Genomic DNA, 22,231 nt, shown 5'->3' with positions numbered 1-22,231 from the left:
ACGGAAGGCGGGCTATTTGAGCGAGCCCAGCGACAGTCCGCCCTGCCAGTACTTCTGGAGGGAGAGGAACGCGATGATCAGCGGGATGATCGAGATGAAGGCACCCGTGGTGATCAGGTTCCACAGGGCTTCACCGCCGCTGCCGGCGTTGGAGAGTGCCTGCCAGCCGTTGAGGCCCACCGTGACGGGGAGCAGCAGCGGGTCACTGAGGACGGCGAGCGGGAGGAAGAAGTTGTTCCAGGTCCCGACGACGGACAGCAGGAGCACTGTCACGATGGCCGGGCGCAGGAGCGGCAGGGCGATCTGGAAGAACGTGCGGATCTCTCCCGCGCCGTCGATCCGTGCGGCGTCGAGGAGTTCGTCGGGCACTGCCTCCTGGGCGAAGACCCTCATGAGGTAGACGCCGAACGGGCTCAGCAGTGAGGGCAGGATGACGGCCCAGATGGTGTTGACGAGCCCGACCGAGCTCAGGAGGACGAAGGTCGGGATGACGAGCGCCGTCAGGGGCACCATGACCGCCCCGAGCAGGATGCCGAAGAAGGCGGCCCGTCCGCGGAAGTTGTACTTCGCGAAGCCGTAGCCGGCGAGGACAGCCAGGATGGTGGCGCCGACGCCCCCGGAAATGGCGTAGAGGAACGAGTTGCCGAGCCAGCGCCAGTAGATGCCGTCCTGGCGCTCGAACAGGCCCTGGAGGTTGCTGAAGAAGTGGAATTCGTTGTCGAACCACAGGGGCCCGCCGGAGCCGCCGAAGAGTCCCGCGGTGTCCTTGGTGCTCGCGACCGTCAGCCACCAGAGAGGGGTGATGAAGTAGATGACGAGGATCAGCAGGAAGATGTGCGAGCCGATGCGGGGGCCGCCGTTGCGAGCCCGGTTCCGTGCTGCGGAGCCGCGGGCCTTCCGGCCGTCCTGCCGCTGTGGGGTGTCTGTGACGAGTGCCATGGCTTATTTCAGTCCGCTCTGCTTGCGGGTCAGGAAGAGGAAGATGAAGGAGAAGACGAACACGACGATGCCGAGCGCGAAGGAGATGGCGGAGGCGTAGTTGAACTGGCTGTAGGAGAAAGCCAGCGAGAAGGCGTACATGTTCGGTGTGTACGACGTAGAGATGGCTCCCTGCGCCACTCCCCTCAGGACCTGCGGTTCGGTGAAGAACTGGAGAGTGCCGATCAGGGCGAAGATCACCACCATGACCAGGGAGGACGAGATCATCGGGACCTTGATGCGCAGGGCGATCTGCCGGTCGGAGGCGCCGTCGAGCACGGCCGCCTCGTAGATCCCGGGGTCGATGCCCCTCAGGGCGGCGTAGATGATGATCATGTAGTAGCCGGCCCACTGCCAGGTGACGATGTTCACCAGGCTGCCGAAGATGTTGTCCTGTGCCAAGAATTCCGGTGCAGCCAGTCCGAAGATGCCGAAGATGGAACTGGCCGGACCGAACCGTGGGCTGTAGAGGAAGCCCCACATCAGGGCGCCGATGACGACGGGGATCGCGTAGGGGATGAAGATCATGAGACGCGAGAACTTGGACGCCCAGGTGGCCAGGTTGTCGAGGACGAGGGCCGCCACGAGAGCCACGAGCATCTGGGCCGGGATCATGATCAGGGCGAACTTCGCCACCGTGCCGAGGCCCTGAAGGAAGATCGGATCCGAGAACGCCTTGATGTAGTTGTCTCCGCCGACGAATTTGTTGCCGGTCGCGAGAGTGCTGGTGAACAGACTCATCCGGAAGGCGAAGACCAGCGGAAGAATGAGGAAGGTCAGGAAGATGAGGGCGAAGGGCGCCACGAACAGCCACCCCCAGCGCTGCTTGCGCCGGTAGTTCCTGTCCGGACGGTGCTTGACCTCGTTGGGTGCCTCGGCGGGGTGTGACGACGTCGGCGCGGTGGTCGTGGCCATGGTGGTCTTTCCTCGAGCTATGGGAAGGATGTGCGGTGGACGGACTCCATCGGGAGCGGAGGGAAGGTGCCCGCCACGCAAGCGGGCACCTTCCGACGGCGGTCTACTTCAGAGTGAAGCCCTGCTCGGTCGCGTACTGCTCCAGCGATACCTGGAGGTCGTCGAGCGCCTTGCCGGCGTCCTTCTCGCCCTGCACCATCGCGTAGAGCTGCTCGGTGAGCTGGTCGTAGGCGTAGTTCTGGAACGGGCTGAACGTCGCGCCCTCGTAGCCCGCAGCAGCGTCGAGGAACACATCCTTGTTGATCTGCTGTCCGCCGAAGAACTCGTACTCCTTGTCAGCGAACTCCGGGGAGTCGAGGACCGGGGCGTAGGACGGGAAGAGTGCTCCCTTGTCCACACCGAGGTTCATGCCCTCCTCGTTACCGAAGATGCCCATGGCGACCTTCGCGGCGAGTTCCTTGTCCTTCGCCTGCTCCGTGACGGCGAAGGTGGAGCCGCCCCAGTTCACCTGGACGGGGTTGGCTGCATCCCACTGCGGCAGCGGTGCCGCACGCCAGACGGCGGTCGGATCGGCGTCGGACAGGCCCTGCAGGTATCCGGGGCCCCAGGCCGCCGCAAGGTAGACGGCGTAGGAGCCGTCGACGAGCTTGGTGTTGTAGTCGGCCGTGAAGGCGTCATCGGTAGCGACGAGGCCGTCCTTCACGAGGCCGTCCCAGTACTCGAGGACCTGCTTGGCGCCCTCGTCGTTCACCTTGATGCCGATCTCCTGCGGGTTCGCGGAGTCGTACTCGAACGGAACGGAACCTGCCTGGGCGAAAAGAGCCTGGTTGAAGGCGCGTCCGTTGGTCGGGAAGTCGCCGATGACAGCGCCACCGCCGGACTCCTTCAGCTTCCGGGCCGCGGCCTCGAACTCTTCCCAGGTGGTCGGCACCTGGATGCCGGCCGCGTCGAAGAGGTCCTGGCGGTAGAGCATGCCCATAGGCCCGCCGTCGACCGGGATCGCGTAGACGGCGTCGCCGCTGCTCGCATCCTCCCAAGCGCCCTCGGCGTAGTCCGCCTTGACGTCATTGGCACCGAACTCCGTGAGGTCCACGAGGGCATCACGGATGGTGAAGCTGGAGAGGACCTCGGATTCGAGCTGGATGACGTCGGGGGCGCCGGAGCCGGACTCGATGGAGGTGGAGAACTTCGTGTACTCGTCGTTGCCCTGGCCCGCGTTGGTCCAGCAGATCTGGACGTCGTCGTTGGCGTTGTTGAACTGGTCGACGACCTCGTTGAACGCGGGATACCAGGCCCAGACCGTGACCTGGGGTGCTTCGGCGTTCACGATGGTGTTGGTGCAGGACGCCTCTTCCGAGCCGCCTCCCCCGCCGCTTCCGCTGCCTCCAGAGCAGCCGGTCAGTGCTACGGCAGTGGCGGCGACGATGCCGGCTGTTGCCAGGAACTTGGCTTTCATATCTCTTGCTTCCTCTCGCGGTGGGCTTCCACCGTGGTCCGCCGGGGCGGTCTGTCCAGGTGCTGCAGGGAGGAGGATCGCCAGGGCACAAGGTATTGTGTCCGCTCGAATCTTCCTTGATCCGGGGCCGTCCTCCTGCAGGTCCGCCTTGCCAGGCAAGGCTCTCCACAAGTGCCGGTTCCGTCGTTTACATCGTTGTAGGTAAACGATGTAGAAGAAGCATGCAGAGTGAGGCGGGTCACTGTCAAGCAGCCCCGGCAGAATCCGGCGCGCAAGACGGTCCGTTACCCGGTCAGGCGGAGGACTCCCGTTCGATGACCTGGAAATGTGCCTCGAACTCCCGCGGCGGCACATCGCTGTCCGGTCCGGAGATCCGCTCCTGAAGGACGCGGACAGCGGTGTCGGCGATCTCGTCCCTGCCCGGGGCGATCGTGGACAGTGTGGGTAGGGAGTACCGCCCTTCGTCGAGGTCGTCGAAGCCGATGACGGCGACGTCGTCCGGGATGCGGCGCCCGGCTTCCTGCAGCACGCGCATGGCGCCGAGGGCCAACGTGTCGTTCATCCCGAACATGGCGTCGAACTCCACACCGGACTCGAGCAGCGCCTTCATGGTCGTGGCCCCGTTGGCCCGGTGCCAGAAGGTCGTATACCCCACGAGCGAGGGGTCGAACGGAATGCCGGCCTCCTCGAGCGCCTGCTGGTAGCCGCGCAGACGGAGCCCGGCGGAACCGATCACTTCGCCCTCGTGCCCTCCGACGACGGCGATGCGGCGCCGCCCCTTTGAGATCAGGTGCGCCGTAGCAGCCCTGGCGGACTCCACGTTGCTCATGGTCACGTGGTCCGTGGGGCCGCCGAAGATCCTCTCCCCGAGCAGGACCAGCGGGAAGTTGACGTTCAGGTGGTGCGCGTCCTCGTTGGACATCCCGAGCGGACTGAACAGCAGTCCGTCGGTCATCTGGAGCCGCGGACTGGACAGGATCTCCAGCTCATGGGCGCGGTCGCCCCCGGTCTGCTCGATGAGCACCTTGAGCCCGCGCCGCTCGGCTGCCTTGATGATCGAGTCCGCCAGTTCGGCGAAGTAGCTCAGGGAGAGTTCCGGGACAGCGAGACCGATCACGCCGGTCTTGCCCGAGCGCAGGCTGCGTGCAGAGAGGTTGGGGCTGTACCCGAGTTCCGAGATGGCTTCCATGACCCGCTGCTTGGTTTCCGCGCGGATGTGCTGGTAGTCGTTGATGACGTTGGAAACTGTCTTGATCGAGACGCCGGCTGCCAGCGCAACGTCCTTCAGTGTGGCCGCCATACCGCTCCCTCGATCCAAACGGTGATGCCCTGTACGTCACGCGTGAAGCGAGTCTACAACGTTGTAGGATGAGCGGGACTTCATCGCACGGGTACCGCAGCTTTCATTCTCGCCGTCGCGATACCAGCCAGACAAGGACTGCCATGATCGAGGAACAGGTACGGGACAGGCTCAACTGGGCAGGCAACTACGAGTACTCCGCCCGGACGATCGAGCACCCCACCACGCTCGCCGAACTCCAGCGCGCGGTCGCCGGGGCCACCCGCGTCAGTGCGCTCGGCTCCCGCCATTCGTTCAACGACATCGCGGACACGCCGGGGACCCTCGTGTCCCTGGATGTACTCGACCCCGCAGTGGAGATCGACGAGGCCGCACTCACCGTGACGGTGAGTGCCGGCGTCCGTTACGGTGTCCTCGCCGAACACCTGCAGCGCCGCGGTTTCGCCCTGCACAACCTCGCATCCCTCCCCCACATCTCGATCGGCGGAGCCGTCGCCACGGCGACGCACGGCTCGGGTGACGGGAACGGCAACCTCGCTACCGCCGTCGTCGCGCTCGAGCTCGTCACGGCGTCCGGTGATGTCCTGACCGTCTCGAAGGGCGACGAGGATTTCGACGGCATGGTGGTCGGTCTCGGCGCGCTCGGCATCGTCCACCGCGCGACCCTCCGCATCGAGCCGTCCTTCGACGTCCGCCAGGACGTCTTCACCGACGTCCCGTGGGATGCGGTGCTGGCGGACTACGACGCCGCCACCTCCTCCGCCTACAGCGTCAGCCTCTTCACGGACTGGTCCGGGGACACCATCGGCCAGGCCTGGCTCAAGAGCAGGATGGACAGCGGCTCGGCCGCCCCGGATCAGTTCTACGGCGGATCGGCGGCGGACCGCGCGTACCACCCCGTGCCCGGAGTGGCAGCGGACCACTGCACGCAACAGTTCGGCGTCCCCGGACCGTGGTCGGACCGTCTGGCGCACTTCCGTCTCGCCTTCACCCCCAGTAACGGGGAGGAACTGCAGACCGAGTACCTCGTGGGACGCGAGCACGCCGTCGGGGCCATCGCTGCGATGCGAGCCCTGGCGCCACGGATCACGCCGCTCCTGCAGGTCTCCGAGGTGCGCTCGATGGCCGCCGACGAACTGTGGCTCAGCAACAACTACCAGCGCGCCGGAATCGGCCTCCACTTCACCTGGAAGCCTGCGCAGCCGCAGGTCGAGGAGTTGCTGCCGGAGATCGAGGCAGCCCTCGCACCGTTCGCCATGCGACCGCACTGGGGCAAGCTCTTCACGATGGATGCTGCCCAGCTGGCGCCGCTCTACCCCCGCTTCGGAGACTTCCAGGCCCTTGCGCGCAGGACGGACCCCGAGGGTAAGTTCCGCAACGCCTTCCTCGACCGCACGATGTTCGGGGAGCCGGCCTAGTCCGTCGGCCCACCGCTCCTGGCCGCCCGGCTCCGAGGAGCTCCAGCAGCTCGGCTCAGGACGGGATAAGCCCGACGACGCAGGCTAGTGCTTGCGCGTCAGCCAGTTCCAGTGAGCGAGGGTGCGGAGCCTGATCAGCAGGGCACGCGATTGCTCAGGGCCGTACGGCAGGATCGGGATCGCCTTCGTCACGTCGAGCGAGGCCTCGTCCATGGCGAGACGCGTCACCCGGACGGCGCTGCGCATCTTGTTCATCTGGGTGATGACCTCGGCCACGGACACGGGCTCGCCGTGACCGGGCACGAAGACGTCGTAGAGGTCCTCGAGCGCCACCATCTTGCCGAGCGTGCGGATCCAGTCCGCGGGGAACGAGTCATCGAACGCCGGGTCGGCACCCTCCTCCACGAGGTCACCCGTGAAGAGGACGCTGCCCGCTCCTACCAGCAGGTCGTGGTCGGTATGGCCGCGGCCGAGGTGGAACAGCGTCACGGACATGTCGCCGAGGTCGATGTCCACGGGTGTGCCCTCCACGAGGCGGTTCGCCGGGACGACGTCGGTATGCCTGCCGCCGCCCGCGCCCATGGCGGGTTCGACGGCGGCGACCAGCGTGCGCTGCTCCTCACCCGTCTCACCCTGCACCGTGCCGCAGCGCGACGTGGCCCAGAACTCCTCGACGCCCTGGGCTGCGAAGTACCCGTTCCCGAAGAAGTGATGGGCATGGGCGTGCGTGTTCACGACGAGCAGGGGCAGACCGGTGACGTCCCGGACGTGCGAATAGATCTCCGCCGCTCCGATGGGCCCGGCTCCGGTATCGACGACCAGCGCTCGCTCCGTCCCGACGACGAGCCCGACGTTCATCCGGAAGCCGGCTGTGCGCAGCAGGTAGATGCCCGGCGCGAGCTCACGCCAGGGGTTGCGGGTCGCGGCGCTGGGGGCGTCGTCGGTCATGGGGTCCTTTCGGTAACGGCAGGACTCCCAGTGTAGGTGGGCACGCGGTCGGGCAGGATGTGCTGCCTAGCCCCCGGACGCCACCTAGGCGGGCTGGTTCTGGGGCGGGAGGACCGCGATGATCGGGTGGTCGAAGCCCGTGTTGCCGACCTTCGCCGCTCCGCCGGGTGATCCGAGGGCCGGGCCGGTGGGGGCGGGCACGTCGAAGAACTCCACGTTGGCCTTGTAGTACTCGGCCCACTGCTCGGGGGTGTCGTCCTCGTAGTAGATCGCCTCGACGGGGCACACGGGCTCGCACGCCCCGCAGTCCACGCACTCATCGGGGTGGATGTAGAGCGACCGTTCGCCCTCGTAGATGCAGTCGACAGGGCACTCCTCGATACAGGCCTTGTCCTTGACATCCACGCACGGCTGCGCAATCACGTAGGTCACTTCCGATGCCCTTCCTCGAGCGTTGCGGGCCGGGCATCGACGTTCGCCAGCCGGTACTGAACACCAGCGTACGCATGACCGGTGAGGGTTCATCGAGGGAGGCTTCCCGTGGCGTCCCATGACGTGGTGCGTCGGCGTGTTACGTCGTGCGGCCCCCGGTGAAGGGCCGGGACACCCAACTCCTGACCAGGGTCAGCGTCCCCGTACTGTCCCTGTATGACGAGTTCAACAGCAGCCGCTACGAACACACAGGGCCGGTCCGGTGCAACCAGACCGGGCAGACCCCACGGTCAGTGGAGGGTCGACGGAACCGCCCCCCTGAACGCGAATGAGGCGTGGAAACAGGAGGACGGCGGCCTGAATGTGCGGGAACGCATCGAGCAGGTGTACTCGAAACGGGGCTTCGACTCGATCGAGAAGACCGACCTCCACGGGCGCTTCCGCTGGTGGGGGCTCTACACCCAGCGGAGACCGGGCATCGACGGCGGAAAGACCGCAACCCTTGAACCTCACGAGCTCGAGGACAAGTACTTCATGTTGCGGGTGCGTATCGACGGCGGCTCCCTCACGACTCATCAGTTACGCGTCATCGGCGAGATCTCCACGGACTTCGGACGGGGAACAGCTGACCTGACCGATCGCCAGAACATCCAGCTGCACTGGATCCGCGTCGAGGATGTGCCGGAGATCTGGCGCCGCCTGGAGGACGCCGGTCTCTCGACCACCGAGGCCTGCGGTGACGTACCCCGGGTCATCCTCGGTTCGCCCGTCGCCGGTATCGCCGCCGATGAGATCATCGATCCCACCCCCGCTATCGAAGAACTGGCGAAGCGCTTCATCGGGGACCCGGAACTGGCCAACCTCCCCCGGAAGTTCAAGACGGCGATCACGGGCCATCCCAGCCAGGACGTGGTGCACGAGATCAACGACGTCGCCTTCGTGGGGATGGTCCATCCAGAACTCGGACCGGGCTACGACCTCTGGGTCGGAGGCGCCCTCTCCGTCACGCCCCGGCTGGCGGAGCGCCTCGGCGCGTTCGTCCAGCCCCATCAGGTTGCCGACGTCTGGGTAGGCATCACCAAGATCTTCCGTGACTACGGCTACCGCAGGCTGAGGACCAAGGCGAGACTCAAGTTCCTGCTAGCTGACTGGGGTACGGACAGGTTCCGCGACGTCCTCGAGGAGGAGTACCTCGGGTATCGGCTGACCGACGGACCACCGGCCGCGAAGCCCTCGACGCCCGGTGACCACGTCGGAATTCATCGGCAGAAGGACGGACGGTACTTCATCGGGGTATCGCCGGTCGTCGGACGGGTCTCCGGCGCCACCCTCACCTCACTCGCGGCGTTGCTCGAGGACCATGGGTCGGGGCGGCTCCGCACCACCCCCCACCAGAAGCTGGTCCTCCTCGATGTCCCCGAGCATCAACTCGACTCCCTGGTTGATGGCCTGGAAGCCCTGGGCCTCACCCCGAAGCCGTCGGTGTTCCGGCGTTCCTCCATCGCCTGCACGGGGATCGAGTTCTGCAAGCTGGCCATCGTGGAAACCAAGATCACAGCAGCGACAGCGGTGGCCGAGCTCGAGACGCGGCTCGCGGATCTCGCCGAATCCGGGGTGCTGCCGGAGCGGCTCTCCCTCCACGTGAACGGGTGCCCCAATTCCTGTGCCCGCATCCAGACGGCGGACATCGGGCTGAAGGGTCAACTACTACCCGACGGCGACGGCGGCCAGTCTCCTGGTTTCCAGGTCCACCTCGGCGGCGGTCTGGCCTCCCTGGATCGTGAGGAAGCCGGTCTGGGACGCACTGTCCGCGGCCTCAAAGTCACCGCCGATGATCTTCCCGAGTACGTGGAACGGCTGGTACGCCGTTTCGTCGCCGACCGGCACCTGTCCGAGACATTTGCGGAGTGGACGCACCGCGCCGACGAAGGAGCACTGCTATGACAGGGAGACTGCGCACCAGCGAGGCGCTGCAGGCGCTCGCCGGACGGGGCAATGAGGAGCTCGGCTGGGACTCATCGTCCGCCGACGTCGTGGCCTGGGTGGCGCGGGAATTTCCCGTGCGGACCGTGGCAGTGGCCAGTTCCATGGCCGACGCCGTACTGCCCCATCTCGTCTCCCAGCAGCTTCCCGGCGTCGACGTCCTGTTTCTCGAGACGGGCTACCACTTCCCCGAAACCATTGCCACGCGCAACGAAGTGGCGGCAACCTTCGACATCAACCTCGTGGATGTCCTGCCGGCACTGACCGTGGAGGAGCAGGACCGTACGTCAGGCAAAGATCTGTTCGCGACCGATCCGGCGCAGTGCTGTGCACTGCGGAAAATGGGTCCCCTGAAGAGCGCGCTGGCGGGCTACGAGGTCTGGTTCACCGGGGTACGCCGCGATGAGGCTCCCACGCGCACCAATACTCCCCTGGTGACGTGGGATCCGCTCCATGACCTCGTGAAGGTGAACCCGTTGGCTGCCTGGACCTTCGATGCGCTCCTCGACTACGCCCAGCTGCATCGGGTCCCCGTCAACCTGCTGCTGTCCAACGGCTACCCCTCGATCGGCTGCCATCCCTGCACGCGACCCGTCGCCCCGGGAGAAGACCCGCGAGCCGGCCGCTGGGCCGGCCTCGCCAAGACAGAATGCGGGATACACCAGTGAGCACCTATACCGGGAACCGCGTCCTTTCCAGCCTCGATACCCTCGAATCCGAAGCGATCCACATCCTGCGCGAGGTATTCGCCGAATTCGAGCGACCCGCGCTGCTGTTCAGCGGGGGGAAGGATTCGGTGGTGATGCTGCACCTCGCGGCGAAGGCATTCTGGCCCGGGCGGGTCCCCTTCCCCGTGCTCCACATCGACACCGGGCACAACTTCCCCGAGGTCCTCGACTTCCGCGACGACACCGTGGAGCGGTTGGGGCTCCGCCTCGTCGTGGGATCGGTGCAGGACTATATCGACGACGGGCGGCTCGCCGAGCGGGCGGACGGCACGCGGAATCCGCTGCAGACCCAGCCGCTGCTCGATGCCATCAGGACCAACCGCTTTGACGCGGTCTTCGGTGGAGGCCGCCGCGACGAGGACAAGGCAAGGGCCAAGGAGCGCATCCTCTCGCTGCGTGACGAGTTCGGCCAATGGGATCCCCGGAACCAGCGCCCGGAACTCTGGAAGCTCTACAACGGGCGGCACACCGTCGGCCAGCATGTGAGGGCCTTTCCCATCTCCAACTGGACCGAGCTCGACATCTGGCGGTATATCGAACGCGAGGACATCATCCTGCCTCCCCTGTACTACGCGCATCCCCGCGAAGTCTTCCAGCGCGACGGGATGTGGCGCGCCGTGGGAGAAGTATCCCAGCCTGCGCCTGGCGAGCAGGTGCAGGTCCGGACCGTCCGTTACCGCACCGTCGGCGACATGTCCTGCACCGGTGCCGTCGAATCCGAGGCGGCCTCCGCTGCCGCAGTGGTCCGTGAAGTGGCGCTCAGCACCATCACCGAACGCGGCGCCACCCGTGCCGACGACCGCATCTCCGAAGCCGCCATGGAGGACCGAAAGAAAGACGGGTACTTCTGATGACCACCCTGACCGACAACGGCACGGCACTTTCCACCGCATCCCTTTTCCGCTTCGCTACGGCAGGCTCGGTCGACGACGGGAAGTCGACGCTGGTCGGACGGCTGCTGCATGACAGCAAATCGGTCCTGGCCGACCAGCTCGACGCCATCGAGCGTACTTCCGCCGAACGTGGTTTCGGTGGCGCCCCGGTCGGCGGGGTGCAGCAGCTCGACCTCGCCCTGCTCACGGACGGACTGCGCGCCGAGCGCGAGCAGGGCATCACTATCGATGTCGCCTACAGGTACTTCGCGACGGCGAACCGCTCCTTCATCCTCGCGGACTGCCCCGGGCACGTGCAGTACACCAGGAACACGGTGACCGGTGCCTCCACCGCGGACGCCGTCGTCGTGCTCATCGATGTACGCAAGGGCGTCCTCGAACAAACCCGCCGGCATCTCGCCGTGGCGCGGCTCCTGCGCGTGCCCAACCTCATCGCCGCCGTCAACAAGATCGACCTCGTGGACTACAGCGAGGCCCGGTTCCGCAGCGTGGAGGCGGAGTTGCAGCTCGCGGCCGCCGACCTGGGAGAGACGAATCTGACGGTGGTGCCCGTCTCTGCCCTGGTGGGGGACAACATCGTCGGTCGCTCGGAGCGCACACCCTGGTACGGCGGCCCGTCCCTCCTCGAGATCCTGGAGGAGCTGCCCGCACTGGCCGACCTCGAGACGGGCAGCGAGTCCTTCCGCTTCCCCGTGCAGACCGTCCTCCGCCCCCAGGGCGCCCTCGCACCGGGACTCGACCCCGCGACGTACCGCGATTACCGCGGCTATGCCGGACAGATCGTCGCAGGCACCGTCCGCGTGGGCGACACCCTTACAGTGCTTCCGGGACAGCGGAGCACCGTGGTGTCAGGGATCGACATGGCCGGTGAGCACCTCGACGAAGCCTTCGCACCCCAGTCCGTGGTCCTCCGGCTCAGGGAGGATCTCGACATCTCGCGCGGGGATCTGCTGGCCGCTCCCGGTACGAGCGGGAAGAGCAGCCAGGACATCCAGGGTTCGCTGTGCTGGCTCTCGCCCGGAACCCTCCACCCCGGCGCCGGGGTGCTCATCAAACACGGCAGCTCGACGGTGCGGGGAATCGTGCAGGACATCCTCGGGCGGCTGGATCTCACCACATTCACCGAGCAACCGGCCTCCCGACTCGACCTCAACGACATCGGTACCGTGCGCCTTCGGGTCGCCTCACCGCTGCCGGTCGACTCCTACGCCGAATCGCGTCATACCGGCTCATTCCTCGTGATCGACCCGGCGAACGGAAACACCCTGGCCGCAGGACTGGTCACCGGGCCAGGGTCCGCGACCACGGGCGATACCGGTTCCTCGAAGGAACCCGATGCCTCCTGAGATTCCCGTACCGGTCAATGAGAACCTGCCCCCACGACCGTCAGGGCGGGGCCGCGTCCTGCGGAACCGGGTCGTGGAGACGGTGCTTTCGGCATGCCTCGTCATCACGGTGGCCGCCGGTGCAGCCGTCGCCGCCTACGCCTCCTCCCAGCGGGCGGCCTCCAGCGTTCCCGCAGCCCAGCCGGTCTCGGAGGCGGAGGAGCTCCGGCTCGGTTACTTCGGCAACCTCACCCATGCCCCGGCCCTCGTGGGGCTCGAGGCGGGCATCTTCGACGATGAGCTGGGCAGCACGAGCCTGAGCACCCATGCCTTCAACGCGGGCCCGGCGGCTATCGAGGCACTGAACGCGGGGGCCATCGACGCGACCTTCATCGGCCCGAACCCGGCCATCAACTCCTTCATCCAGAGCGAGGGCGAATCCCTACGGGTCGTGGCAGGAGCCACGTCCGGGGGTGCGCAACTCGTGGTGCGCGCCGGTATCGACGAGCCGGAGGACCTGCGCGGTGCAACCCTCGCGACACCCCAGCTCGGTAATACGCAGGACGTGGCGCTGCGTACCTGGCTGTCGGACAACGGTCTGACAACCGGTACCGGCGACCCCGGTGACGTTCTCATCACCCCCACCGAGAATGCCCTGTCCCTGCAGCTCTTCTCGAGCGGCGACCTCGACGGAGCATGGGTTCCTGAACCATGGGCAGCCCGTCTCGTCCTGGAGGCGGGTGGCACGGTCCTCGTGGACGAAAAGGACCTCTGGCCGGGTGGACGGTTTCCCACCACCCTGCTGGTCGTGGCCGCGGACTATCTGACCAGGCACCCCGAGCAGGTCAAAGCCCTCCTCCGGGGTGAGTTGCGCGCCGTGGAATGGCTGGCCGCGAAGACCGGGGAAGCCGGGAACGCCGCAGAGGCCGCGCAGGTGCTGAACCGGGGCCTCGAGTTGGCGCAGGCCAAACCACTACCCGACGCCGTGATGGGCAGGGCTCTCAGCCACCTCGAATTCACGCAGGACCCCCTGAGCAACTCACTGGAACAGCTTCTCGCTGACGGCATTGCTGCAGGTACCGCCACGGAGTACGACATCGATGGCCTCGTGGACCTGACACTCCTCAACGAGGTACGCGCGGAATCGGCACTCGATCCGATTCCGGCGACCGCGCAGCGGGAGGGTGACGGATCCTCATGAGTGAAGCGCCCTGCATCGCCATCAAAGAACTGTCCAAACGCTTCTCGCCGCTGGGTCCCTTGGTCCTCGACTCCGTGGATCTCGACGTGGCACCGGGTGAATTCGTCACACTCCTCGGCGCATCGGGCTGTGGGAAGTCGACGATGCTCAACCTCATCGCCGGTCTCGAGCGGCCGACTTCGGGCTCCATCTCCGCACCCAAGGTCGCGTTCATGTTCCAGGACGCGTCCCTGTTCCCCTGGCTCTCCGCCCAGGGCAACGTGGAATTGGCGCTCGAACTGCGGGGGGTTCCACGGCTCCGACGAAGCATCGAGGCGGCACGCCTCCTCGACGTGGTGCACCTCACCGACGCCGCCCACAAGAAACCCCACGAGCTGTCCGGCGGCATGCGCCAGCGGGTCGCGCTGGCCCGGTCACTCGCACAGGACCGGGAAGCCCTGCTCATGGACGAACCCTTCGCGGCGCTCGACGCGATTACGCGCGACCTGCTGCACGAGGAGTTGCTGCGCGTGTGGCGGGAGACGGGCCGCACCATCATCTTCATCACCCACAACGTCCGCGAGGCCGTTCTCCTTGGTCAGCGGGTGCTGCTGATGTCGTCACGGCCGGGCAGGGTGGTCGGCGAATGGTCCACCACCGGCCAGGACGCGGCAGCCCTGACGACGCACATCACCGCCGAACTTCGGAAGGAGATCCGCCGCCATGCAAGCTGAGACGCGCACTACCGTGTCCTCCGCCTCCGGAGCCCCCGTCGCGGACCTGCGGGCGCAACCCCCCACCCCGATTCCGGATCCTGATCCGGAAGCACATGCGGGCCGGGAACTCGACGCCGGCCTCGATGCCCTCCAGCAGCAGACTGTTCCTCCCATCGGGTGGTCCTCCCGGGTGGCCAGGACCCTGTTGCCCCTCGCCGCGGTCGGAGCGGTGATCTACGTCTGGCAGATGTACGTCTGGCTGGTGAGGCCGCGACCCGACGTGCTCCCCGGTCCCGCCGAAGTCCTCGGAACGCTCCGCGACCTTCTCGCTGACGGGCAGGCGCAAGCGGTCATCCTGACCAGCCTGGAGCGCGGGTTCGCGGGCTTCGCCATCGCTGTCCTGATCGCCACTCCGATCGGCCTGCTGCTCGTCCAGAGCAGGTTCCTACGGGGCGCCTTCGGCCCCATCATTTCCGGCCTGCAGGTCTTGCCCTCGGTGGCCTGGGTGCCGGCCGCCATCATCTGGTTCGGCCTGAGTGATGCCACCGTGTACTTCGTGGTCCTGATGGGTGCCGTGCCCTCCATCGTCAACGGACTGATTTCCGGCGTCGACCAGGTGCCCGACCAGTACCGCCGGGTAGGCCACGTCCTGGGAGCCGGACGGTGGGTCCTCGTGCTGAAGATCGTCCTGCCGGCGGCGCTTCCCGGGTATGTTGCCGGGCTGAAGCAGGGTTGGGCCTTCTCCTGGCGCTCGCTGATGGCCGCGGAGATCATCGCCACCGGCGGAGCCCTCGGCTTCGGTCTCGGTGGCCTGCTGGAGCAGGGCCGCGTGCTGTCCGACATGGCGGTGGTGATGGCGGCTGTCCTGATCATCCTGTCGATCGGGGTGGTGGTGGAACTGCTCCTTTTCGGGCCGCTGGAACGCCGCCTGCTCAGGCGTCGCGGGCTCCTCGTGGCAGGTACCTCATGACCTATCCCCTCGGTCTCCAGCTGAAGGGCAGGAAGGTCCTCGTGGTGGGCGGCGGACCGGTGGCCGCACGCCGCATACCCGCGCTGGTCGCGGACGGAGCCCTCATCACGGTCATCGCGCCTGACGCGTGCGAGGACGTCCGGGAACTCGCAGCGGCGGGGGCCCTGGAATGGGAAGCCCGGAGCTATTCACCCGGCGACCTCGACGGCGCATGGCTGGTGCTGGCCCATTGCGGCAGCAGCCATGTCCAGGACGCCATTGCCGCGGATGCCGACGCCGCGCGCATCTGGTGCGTCAAGGGTGGGGATTCCGCGAACTCCACTGCGTGGGTCCCCGCCGTGGCATCGCTCGACGGCGTCACGGTAGCGGTCAACACCGACGGGGATCCCCAGCGGGCCATGGCCCTGCGCGACGGCGTGGCCGCGGCTCTCGAGACCGGTGTCCTGCCGCTGCGGCGTCGTCGGAAGAACCTCGGCGAAGCCGGGAGGGTCGCACTCGTAGGCGGCGGACCGGGGGTTGCAGGCCTGATCACGTCCCGCGGCCGGCAGTTGCTGGCGCAGGCGGACGTGGTCGTCGCCGACCGGCTCGGGCCCCGCTCCGTGCTCGCCGACCTCGCACCGGAGGTCCAGCTCATCGACGTGGGCAAGATGCCCGGGCACCACCCCGTACCGCAATCGGAGATCAACGCCATCCTGGTGGAACAGGCGCTCCTCGGCCACCTCGTGGTCCGGCTGAAGGGCGGTGACCCCTATGTGCTGGGCCGGGGCGGAGAAGAGGAACAGTACTGCCGGGAGCACGGAGTATCCGTGGAAGTAGTGCCCGGTGTCACGTCGGCGATCTCGGTTCCTGCCGCCGCCGGAATTCCCGTCACCCACCGCGGCGTCGCGAAGGGGTTCAGTGTCCTGACCGGCCACGAGGGCCTGACCCAGCAGATCGGGCTCATCCCGCGGGGCAGCGACCACACGCTGATCCTCCTCATGGGGGTCTCCCTCCTCCGACGATCCGCCCGGACCCTGATCGACGGCGGACGCGCTGCTGGAACCCCCGTGGCTGTCATCGAGGACGGTTGGCTGCCCACCCAGCGCGTCACCACCGGAACGCTCGACACCATCGCGGACCGCGCCGAAGCCATCGGCGTCCGTGCTCCTGCCGTCATCGTGGTGGGCGACGTCGTCGCACTCTCCCCACACTTTCTGCCCTGACCCATTCCGCGCCCTGCCCGGCACTCCATCGACGATCGAAGGAACCCTCCCATGTCCACCAGCGCGCCCATTCCCACGCCTTCCGGAAGCCCCGCCCGCCTGCTGCGGGTCGCGATCATCGGGGCCGGACCGGCAGGCGTCTACGCCGCCGATCTCCTGACCAAGTCGAAGCCCGTCGAGACCGGCCTGCTCGAGGTCAGGATCGACCTGTTCGACCGCTACCCGGCACCCTACGGGCTCATCCGGTACGGCGTTGCTCCGGACCATCCGCGGATCAAGGGGATCGTCGACGCACTCCACAAAGTGCTCGACCGCGGCGGTATCCGGTTCTTCGGGAACGTGGACTACGGCACCGATATCACCCTCAAGGACCTCCGGGCACACTACGACGCGGTCATCTTCGCCACCGGGGCAATACTGGACGCGGACCTGAACATCCCCGGCATCGAACTCGAAGGATCATTCGGCGGAGCCGACTTCGTCTCCTGGTACGACGGCCACCCTGACGTCGATCGAACCTGGCCACTGGAGGCCAGGGAGGTCGCCGTCATCGGTAACGGCAACGTCGCCCTAGACATAGCCCGGATGCTGACCAAGCAGGCCGACGACCTCCTCACCACCGAGATCCCGGACAACGTGTACGAGGGACTCAGGGCTTCGCCCGTCACGGACGTCCATGTCTTCGGGCGGCGCGGACCTGCCCAGGTGAAGTTCACACCGCTCGAACTCCGCGAACTGTCGCACTCCCGCGACGTGGACATCGTGCTCTACCCCGAGGACTTCGAATTCGACGCCGCCTCCGAGCAGCAGATCGCCGACAACAACCAGACCAGAACGATGGTCAAGACCTTCACGAACTGGCTCGTGGAGGACGAACCCACCGGTGCCACCCGTCGGCTCCACCTCCACTTCCTCCACACCCCCGTCGAGGTCCTGGGACAGGACGGCCGGGTTACCGGAATCCGTTTCGAGCGCAACGAACTCGACGGCTCGGGTCATGCGAAGGGCACCGAAGAGTTCGCCGATTACCCGGTGCAGGCCGTCTACCGGGCAGTGGGGTACTTCGGATCACCGCTGCAGGGCCTCGCCTTCGATCATTCACGGGGGGTGCTCCCGAACGAGGGAGGCCGCGTGCTGGGCGCGGACGGGCAACGGGTACCAGGGCTCTACACGACGGGCTGGATCAAGCGCGGACCCGTCGGTCTGATAGGCCATACGAAGAGTGACGCATCGGAAACGATCGAATGCCTCCTCGCCGACTCCTCGTCCCTCCTCCACGATTCACCGTCGCGCGGGGAGGATATGGAACGTCTACTGAAGGCCCGCTCGCTGGAGTACACCACGTGGGAGGGGTGGCTGAGACTGGATGCCCACGAAAAACTCCTTGGCGAGAACAACGTATCGACTGTGGACGGGCGCCCCGTGCTACGTGAGCGGATCAAAGTAGGTTCTCGCGAAGAGATGGTTTACGTCAGCGGACGGCTGGGTCTCCCCCACGCCATGTGATGCCGCTGTCTTATGCGTGAAACTCGCCACGGACCCGTGAGGGGCCCGTGGTTCGGGCCCCTCGTAGAGCCAGGAGGTGATTACGGAGCAAGCGCCGCCGCATCGCTGTCGCTATTGCCTATCCATGGGTTGATGGCCGGCACCGCCAAGGCCCGGTACAACTCGGCATTCCCGGATACGATGGCAAGGCTTTTCTGCAGGGCAGTAGCGGCAATGAGCGAATCGATCGCCGGGACACCGGCATTGCCGGACATCGGGCCCCAAAGAGCAGCAACCTCGGCATCAACGGGCAATATATGCGCACCGTACCGCTCCGTGAACTCGTGAAGCCAATTCCCCACTCCACGAAAGTGCTCATCCCGGATCAGCGAATGCAGCTCTCCGATAGTCAGGACCGACACGAATATCCGCAGGTGTCGCCGTCTTTCGAGGAATTCGATGACGGCCGGGTCGGGGTCCGAGCTCCGCAGATGCACGATGACGTCGGTGTCCAGGAGGAGTCCGCTGGTGCGCTTCACGCCTCGGACGTCGACGGGGCCGAACCGGCGACACCCGTGCGGCCAACGGCTGGATGAGGGCCGAGAAGAAAATCCACGAATGCCTCCCGCGGCGCGATCAGTACCTCGTAGTCGTGGATGCTGACTGCGGAAGGTTGGGCCTGGTGAGGCGAAGGGTCATCAGTGGGAGTAGCCATGGGCGGGCGACGCTGGGCCGCATCCTTTCGCGAGCTCTTGCCCGCACCAGATACTCCTGGGAGTGAATGCGGGCCGCTTCCTCATCCGAACCACCCAACGAGCGCAGGGTTGGTATGTGGCCAAGTCGGAGCTTGACGGCCACAATTCATGAAGCTGCTGCGAGTATAACCACGTATCGCTCGGCAAAGAAAATACCGGAGGTCATGGCGAGCAACAGACGGCTGTTCCGAGGAGAGAGGCGATAACAGCACGATCCCCTATTCCGAGGACGAATTGCTGGGGAACATTACGCAATTGATTTTTCATGCGCCCTGATCGTCGTCCATGATGGTGGGCAGCCCCTCCGATTGGTGCTCGGCCTCTGGCCGTGGAGGGGGCGTGCCTTACGTCACCGGTGGATTTAGAGCCCTAAGCCACACCATCCAGAGCAGCTGAGAGACCTGCCTCCATGACGCTGCAGCTTCCCCCGGACCCCCTGTCCGAAAGGGTGCTAATGGCAGGACCGATGGAAGGGAACAGCATCATGACACTCGATCGCATCCACACCAGCCACGCGGGTTCCTTGCCCCGTACGCCGGAACTCATTGCAGCGAACGCCGCCAGGACATTCTCCGAGGACGGCTTCACCCTGGAACGCGGACCCGAATTCGAAGGGTTGCTCACCGCAGCGGTGGTGGACCTCGTTCAGCGCCAGAAGGACCTGGGAATCACCATCCCGGGTGACGGTGAGTACGGCAAGGCGATGTCGAACGCCGTGGATTACGGGGCGTGGTGGACCTACAGTTTCCAGCGCACGGCGGGTCTGGAATTGACGGACTTCAACCCGATCCTCGCCGAACCCGTCCGGAGTGAACCCGGCGCTATCAGATTGACCTCGTTCGCCGACCGGCGTGACTGGACCCGCTTCGCCTCCGCCTACCAGGATCCCGAGAGCGGAATCCAGATCGGCAGGAACGCCACGGCGTTCCCCTCTGCGACGGGTCCGATCTCCTATACCGGGCAGGCCGCGCTGGCCAGTGACATCGCGAACCTCAAAGCGGGTCTGGAGACTGCGGACATACCGACCGGGTTCATCACGGCCCTCTCGCCCGGGTCCGCAAGCAGGATCGGCAATGATTACTACGCCGGCGAGGAGGAATTCATCTACGCGTGGGCCGACGTGTTGCGGGAGGAATACCGTGCCATCGTCGACGCAGGACTGATCGTCCAGATCGACGACCCGTCCATCGCCGAGAACTGGGACCAGATCAATCCGGAACCCAGCATCGAGGACTACCAGCGATTCACGCAGATCCGGGTCGACGCCCTGAACTACGCCCTCGAAGGGCTGCCCGAGGACCAGATTCGGTTCCATGTCTGCTGGGGGTCCTGGCATGGTCCCCACACCACGGACATCGAGTTCCGCCACATCGTGGACCTCGTGCTGGGTATCAACGCCGGTTCGTATTCCTTCGAGGCCGCGAACGCCCGCCATGAACACGAATGGGCACTGTGGCAGGACATCAGCCTTCCCGCCGGGAAGGTACTGGTTCCCGGTGTCGTCTCACACGCGACCAACGTCGTCGAGCATCCGGAACTGGTGTCCCAGCGCATCGAGCGCTTCGCACGCCTGGTGGGCCGTGAGAACGTCGTCGCGGGCACGGACTGCGGGTTGGGCGGAAGAATCCACCCGCAAATCGCTGCCGCGAAGCTCGAGACCTTGGGCCGCGGCGCGAGGATCGCGTCGGACCGGCTCTTCGCCCGCTCCGCCACGGTGGTCTGACCGGCAGGGTCCAAGACCGGCGGGTTCAGGGCTCGGTGATGAACCCGTTGTCGATCATGAACTCGAAGGCGACGTCTGCTGGTTCTTCGCCGTCGACGTCGACGCGCAGGTTCATACTCCTCAGGGCCTCGTCGGTCAGTGTGGGCGCGATCCGGGCGAAGACGTCCTCGAGTTCCGGGTACCGCTCCAGCGTCTCCTCGTAGAACACCGGGGCGGCATTGTAGGCGGGGAAGAAGTTCAGGTCGTCCTCGAGGAGGGTCAGATCGAGCGCGTCGATACGTCCGTCGGTGGCGAAGACCTCCCCGAAGTTGCAGGCACCGTTGTCGGTCGCGGTATACACGGCGCCGGTGTCGTAGATGCCGATGTTCTCGTCCGGGACACCGGTAGCCACGCCGCGCTCAAGCCCGTAGTGCTCGAGCATCGGTGTCACTCCGTCGGCCCGCGAATTGAACTCCGCTTCGACGCAGAACGTGCGCTCCTCCGGAGGCAGCTCCGCGAGCCCGGACATGGTGGTGATACCACCGAGCTCCTCGATCGCCTCGGTGCGCACAGCCATGGCATAGGTGTTGTTCAGTGGTGCAGGCGCACCCCAGACGAGTCCGTTCGCGAGGTCGGCATCCCGGACGCCAGTCCATTGCTCCTCCTGGTCCGCGATGCCGGCTTCCTCACCCAGGAACGCCAACCAGGCCGTACCAGTGTACTCCCAGGTGAAATCCGCCTCACCGGTGAGTACGAGGTCGCGTACGGGCTGCGAACCGGGAGCATTGGTCAGGTCCGTCACGTCGAAGCCTGCGGCCTGTGCGGCCAGCACCGAAATCTTGCCGAGAATCAGCTGCTCCGTGAAGTTCTTCGAGGTCACGGTCAGCGGTGCACCATCGACACCCTCGATCGGCTCGATGCTCCCCGCGCCTGCGTCAGGCACGTAGGACGTGGCGGGTTGGAGCCCGCAGCCGGTGAGGACCACACCACCGACCACGACTCCGAGCGTCGCCGCGGCATATCGGACCCGACCGCGCCTGGCGGCCGAGGACAATCGGGAGTACCTGGTCTTCGTCGTGCTCATGAGAGTCCTTTCGGGCGCGCGAGGTGTTCGACGACACGTCCCACCCAGTCGATCAGCAGGGCCAGCAGCGCGACGATCACTGCACCGGCCACGAGCACGCGGGGCAGGTTGAGGTTGACGCCGGTGGTGATGAGGATGCCGAGGCCACCTCCGTTGATGAAGGTGGCAAGCGCTGCTGTGCCGACCAGCAGGACGAGTGCCGTGCGGATTCCTGCGAGCATGATCGGGACGGCGAGCGGCAACTCGACCCGGAACAGGACGGACAACGCACTCATCCCCATCCCACGGCCGGCCTCGACCAGCCTGGAGTCGACCTGATTGATGCCCACCATCGTGTTCCTGAGTACGGGGAGCAGCGCATAGAGCACGAGCGCCGTCACTGCGGCCCGGAAGCCGAAACCGAGCCAGGCCGCCAGCAGCACCACGAGACCGATCGCCGGCGCGGCCTGCCCGATATTCACCACGGCCAGCACCGGTCCGGTGAGTCTTCGGAACGGTCCGCGAGTGAGGATGATGCCGAGCGGGACGGCGATCACCAGCACGATCAGTGCTGACAGCAATGTCAGAGCGAGATGTTCCCGGGTATAGACGACAAGGGAGGCGGGACTCAGTGTCGTTCGTTCCGTCGGGGTCAGATCCGCGGCGACCAGCCACACAGCGAGGAGGATACCCGCGAGGAGAATTCCACCCAGCTGAAGGAGCAACGGCCGCCAGGACAGCCCGGCCGCGTCAGCTGCAAGAGCCACTGTCTGCGCGCCCAT

The 22,231-nt window shown here is 66.2% G+C and carries 21 protein-coding genes and 1 riboswitch; of the genes, 11 read left to right on the top strand and 10 right to left on the bottom strand.

The features are described 5' to 3' along the window. Window positions 1-12: 12 nt before the first annotated feature. The 4 genes from RCH21_RS05875 to RCH21_RS05860 all read right to left on the bottom strand — a co-directional run bounded on the left by RCH21_RS05875 (window position 13) and on the right by RCH21_RS05860 (window position 4,649). Window positions 13-939, bottom strand: a complete 927-nt coding sequence (locus RCH21_RS05875; protein WP_120147217.1) for a carbohydrate ABC transporter permease — start codon at window positions 937-939, stop codon at window positions 13-15. Between the two features lie 3 nt (window positions 940-942). Beyond that, complete coding sequence (locus RCH21_RS05870; RefSeq protein ID WP_326963577.1) at window positions 943-1,893, bottom strand: carbohydrate ABC transporter permease; 951 nt, start codon at window positions 1,891-1,893, stop codon at window positions 943-945. A gap of 103 nt (window positions 1,894-1,996) precedes the next feature. After that, entirely contained in the window at window positions 1,997-3,349 is a 1,353-nt protein-coding gene (locus RCH21_RS05865; protein WP_120147219.1) for an ABC transporter substrate-binding protein, read from the bottom strand. A gap of 292 nt (window positions 3,350-3,641) precedes the next feature. Further along, a complete protein-coding gene (locus RCH21_RS05860) occupies window positions 3,642-4,649 on the bottom strand; it encodes a LacI family DNA-binding transcriptional regulator (protein WP_326963576.1) in 1,008 nt (335 codons plus the stop codon). A 143-nt stretch (window positions 4,650-4,792) separates the two neighbouring features. On the opposite strand from RCH21_RS05860, the gene RCH21_RS05855 reads away from it, so the two are divergent. Continuing rightward, a complete protein-coding gene (locus tag RCH21_RS05855; RefSeq protein ID WP_326963575.1) occupies window positions 4,793-6,067 on the top strand; it encodes an FAD-binding protein in 1,275 nt (424 codons plus the stop codon). A gap of 84 nt (window positions 6,068-6,151) precedes the next feature. On the opposite strand, the gene RCH21_RS05850 is transcribed toward RCH21_RS05855, so the two are convergent. Together RCH21_RS05850 and fdxA are read right to left on the bottom strand one after the other, a co-directional pair. Then, entirely contained in the window at window positions 6,152-7,015 is an 864-nt protein-coding gene (locus RCH21_RS05850) for an MBL fold metallo-hydrolase (protein WP_326963574.1), read from the bottom strand. Window positions 7,016-7,099: 84 nt separating this feature from the next. Beyond that, window positions 7,100-7,447, bottom strand: a complete 348-nt coding sequence (gene fdxA / locus RCH21_RS05845) for a ferredoxin (protein ID WP_120147223.1) — start codon at window positions 7,445-7,447, stop codon at window positions 7,100-7,102. Window positions 7,448-7,663: 216 nt separating this feature from the next. Between fdxA and RCH21_RS05840 the strand changes: the two genes are divergently transcribed. Genes RCH21_RS05840 through RCH21_RS05800 form a run of 9 tightly spaced genes read left to right on the top strand, consistent with a single transcriptional unit; the run spans window position 7,664 to window position 17,950 of the window. Continuing rightward, complete coding sequence (locus RCH21_RS05840; protein ID WP_120147224.1) at window positions 7,664-9,391, top strand: nitrite/sulfite reductase; 1,728 nt, start codon at window positions 7,664-7,666, stop codon at window positions 9,389-9,391. Next, window positions 9,388-10,098, top strand: coding sequence for a phosphoadenylyl-sulfate reductase (locus tag RCH21_RS05835; RefSeq protein ID WP_326963573.1), 711 nt, complete (start codon window positions 9,388-9,390; stop codon window positions 10,096-10,098). Before RCH21_RS05840 ends, RCH21_RS05835 begins: the two co-directional genes overlap by 4 nt. Beyond that, entirely contained in the window at window positions 10,080-11,009 is a 930-nt protein-coding gene (gene cysD / locus RCH21_RS05830) for a sulfate adenylyltransferase subunit CysD (RefSeq protein WP_442784672.1), read from the top strand. The genes RCH21_RS05835 and cysD overlap by 19 nt, the downstream gene beginning before the upstream one ends. After that, complete coding sequence (locus RCH21_RS05825; RefSeq protein ID WP_326963571.1) at window positions 11,009-12,397, top strand: sulfate adenylyltransferase subunit 1; 1,389 nt, start codon at window positions 11,009-11,011, stop codon at window positions 12,395-12,397. The genes cysD and RCH21_RS05825 overlap by 1 nt, the downstream gene beginning before the upstream one ends. Continuing rightward, window positions 12,387-13,577, top strand: a complete 1,191-nt coding sequence (locus tag RCH21_RS05820) for an ABC transporter substrate-binding protein (RefSeq protein ID WP_326963570.1) — start codon at window positions 12,387-12,389, stop codon at window positions 13,575-13,577. The genes RCH21_RS05825 and RCH21_RS05820 overlap by 11 nt, the downstream gene beginning before the upstream one ends. Next, complete coding sequence (locus RCH21_RS05815; protein ID WP_326963569.1) at window positions 13,574-14,290, top strand: ABC transporter ATP-binding protein; 717 nt, start codon at window positions 13,574-13,576, stop codon at window positions 14,288-14,290. Before RCH21_RS05820 ends, RCH21_RS05815 begins: the two co-directional genes overlap by 4 nt. Beyond that, window positions 14,280-15,242, top strand: a complete 963-nt coding sequence (locus RCH21_RS05810; RefSeq protein WP_326963568.1) for an ABC transporter permease — start codon at window positions 14,280-14,282, stop codon at window positions 15,240-15,242. The genes RCH21_RS05815 and RCH21_RS05810 overlap by 11 nt, the downstream gene beginning before the upstream one ends. Then, a complete protein-coding gene (gene cobA, locus RCH21_RS05805) occupies window positions 15,239-16,444 on the top strand; it encodes a uroporphyrinogen-III C-methyltransferase (protein WP_326963567.1) in 1,206 nt (401 codons plus the stop codon). The genes RCH21_RS05810 and cobA overlap by 4 nt, the downstream gene beginning before the upstream one ends. A gap of 51 nt (window positions 16,445-16,495) precedes the next feature. Continuing rightward, window positions 16,496-17,950, top strand: coding sequence for an FAD-dependent oxidoreductase (locus tag RCH21_RS05800; protein WP_326963566.1), 1,455 nt, complete (start codon window positions 16,496-16,498; stop codon window positions 17,948-17,950). Window positions 17,951-18,030: 80 nt separating this feature from the next. Here RCH21_RS05800 and RCH21_RS05795 read toward each other — a convergent pair whose 3' ends face one another. After that, on the bottom strand, window positions 18,031-18,468 hold the full coding sequence (locus RCH21_RS05795) for a PIN domain-containing protein (RefSeq protein ID WP_182976831.1): 438 nt from the start codon (window positions 18,466-18,468) through the stop codon (window positions 18,031-18,033). Beyond that, window positions 18,465-18,644: a hypothetical protein gene (locus RCH21_RS05790; protein WP_326963565.1), complete on the bottom strand. Its 180-nt coding sequence runs from the start codon at window positions 18,642-18,644 to the stop codon at window positions 18,465-18,467. The genes RCH21_RS05795 and RCH21_RS05790 overlap by 4 nt, the downstream gene beginning before the upstream one ends. A gap of 28 nt (window positions 18,645-18,672) precedes the next feature. Further along, window positions 18,673-18,798, bottom strand: a riboswitch (SAM riboswitch). 370 nt (window positions 18,799-19,168) lie between these two features. On the opposite strand from RCH21_RS05790, the gene RCH21_RS05785 reads away from it, so the two are divergent. After that, entirely contained in the window at window positions 19,169-20,407 is a 1,239-nt protein-coding gene (locus RCH21_RS05785) for a cobalamin-independent methionine synthase II family protein (RefSeq protein ID WP_326963564.1), read from the top strand. A gap of 25 nt (window positions 20,408-20,432) precedes the next feature. Here the strand turns inward: RCH21_RS05785 and RCH21_RS05780 are convergent, their stop codons facing one another. Together RCH21_RS05780 and RCH21_RS05775 are read right to left on the bottom strand one after the other, a co-directional pair. Beyond that, a complete protein-coding gene (locus RCH21_RS05780; RefSeq protein ID WP_326963563.1) occupies window positions 20,433-21,470 on the bottom strand; it encodes a glycine betaine ABC transporter substrate-binding protein in 1,038 nt (345 codons plus the stop codon). Further along, on the bottom strand, window positions 21,467-22,231 hold the full coding sequence (locus tag RCH21_RS05775) for an ABC transporter permease (protein ID WP_326963562.1): 765 nt from the start codon (window positions 22,229-22,231) through the stop codon (window positions 21,467-21,469). The genes RCH21_RS05780 and RCH21_RS05775 overlap by 4 nt, the downstream gene beginning before the upstream one ends.

Origin of the sequence: Arthrobacter sp. PL16 (assembly GCF_035985055.1) — a bacterium.
Classification (GTDB): domain Bacteria; phylum Actinomycetota; class Actinomycetes; order Actinomycetales; family Micrococcaceae; genus Arthrobacter_D; species Arthrobacter_D cheniae.
This window is presented reverse-complemented; position numbering and strand designations above follow the sequence as displayed.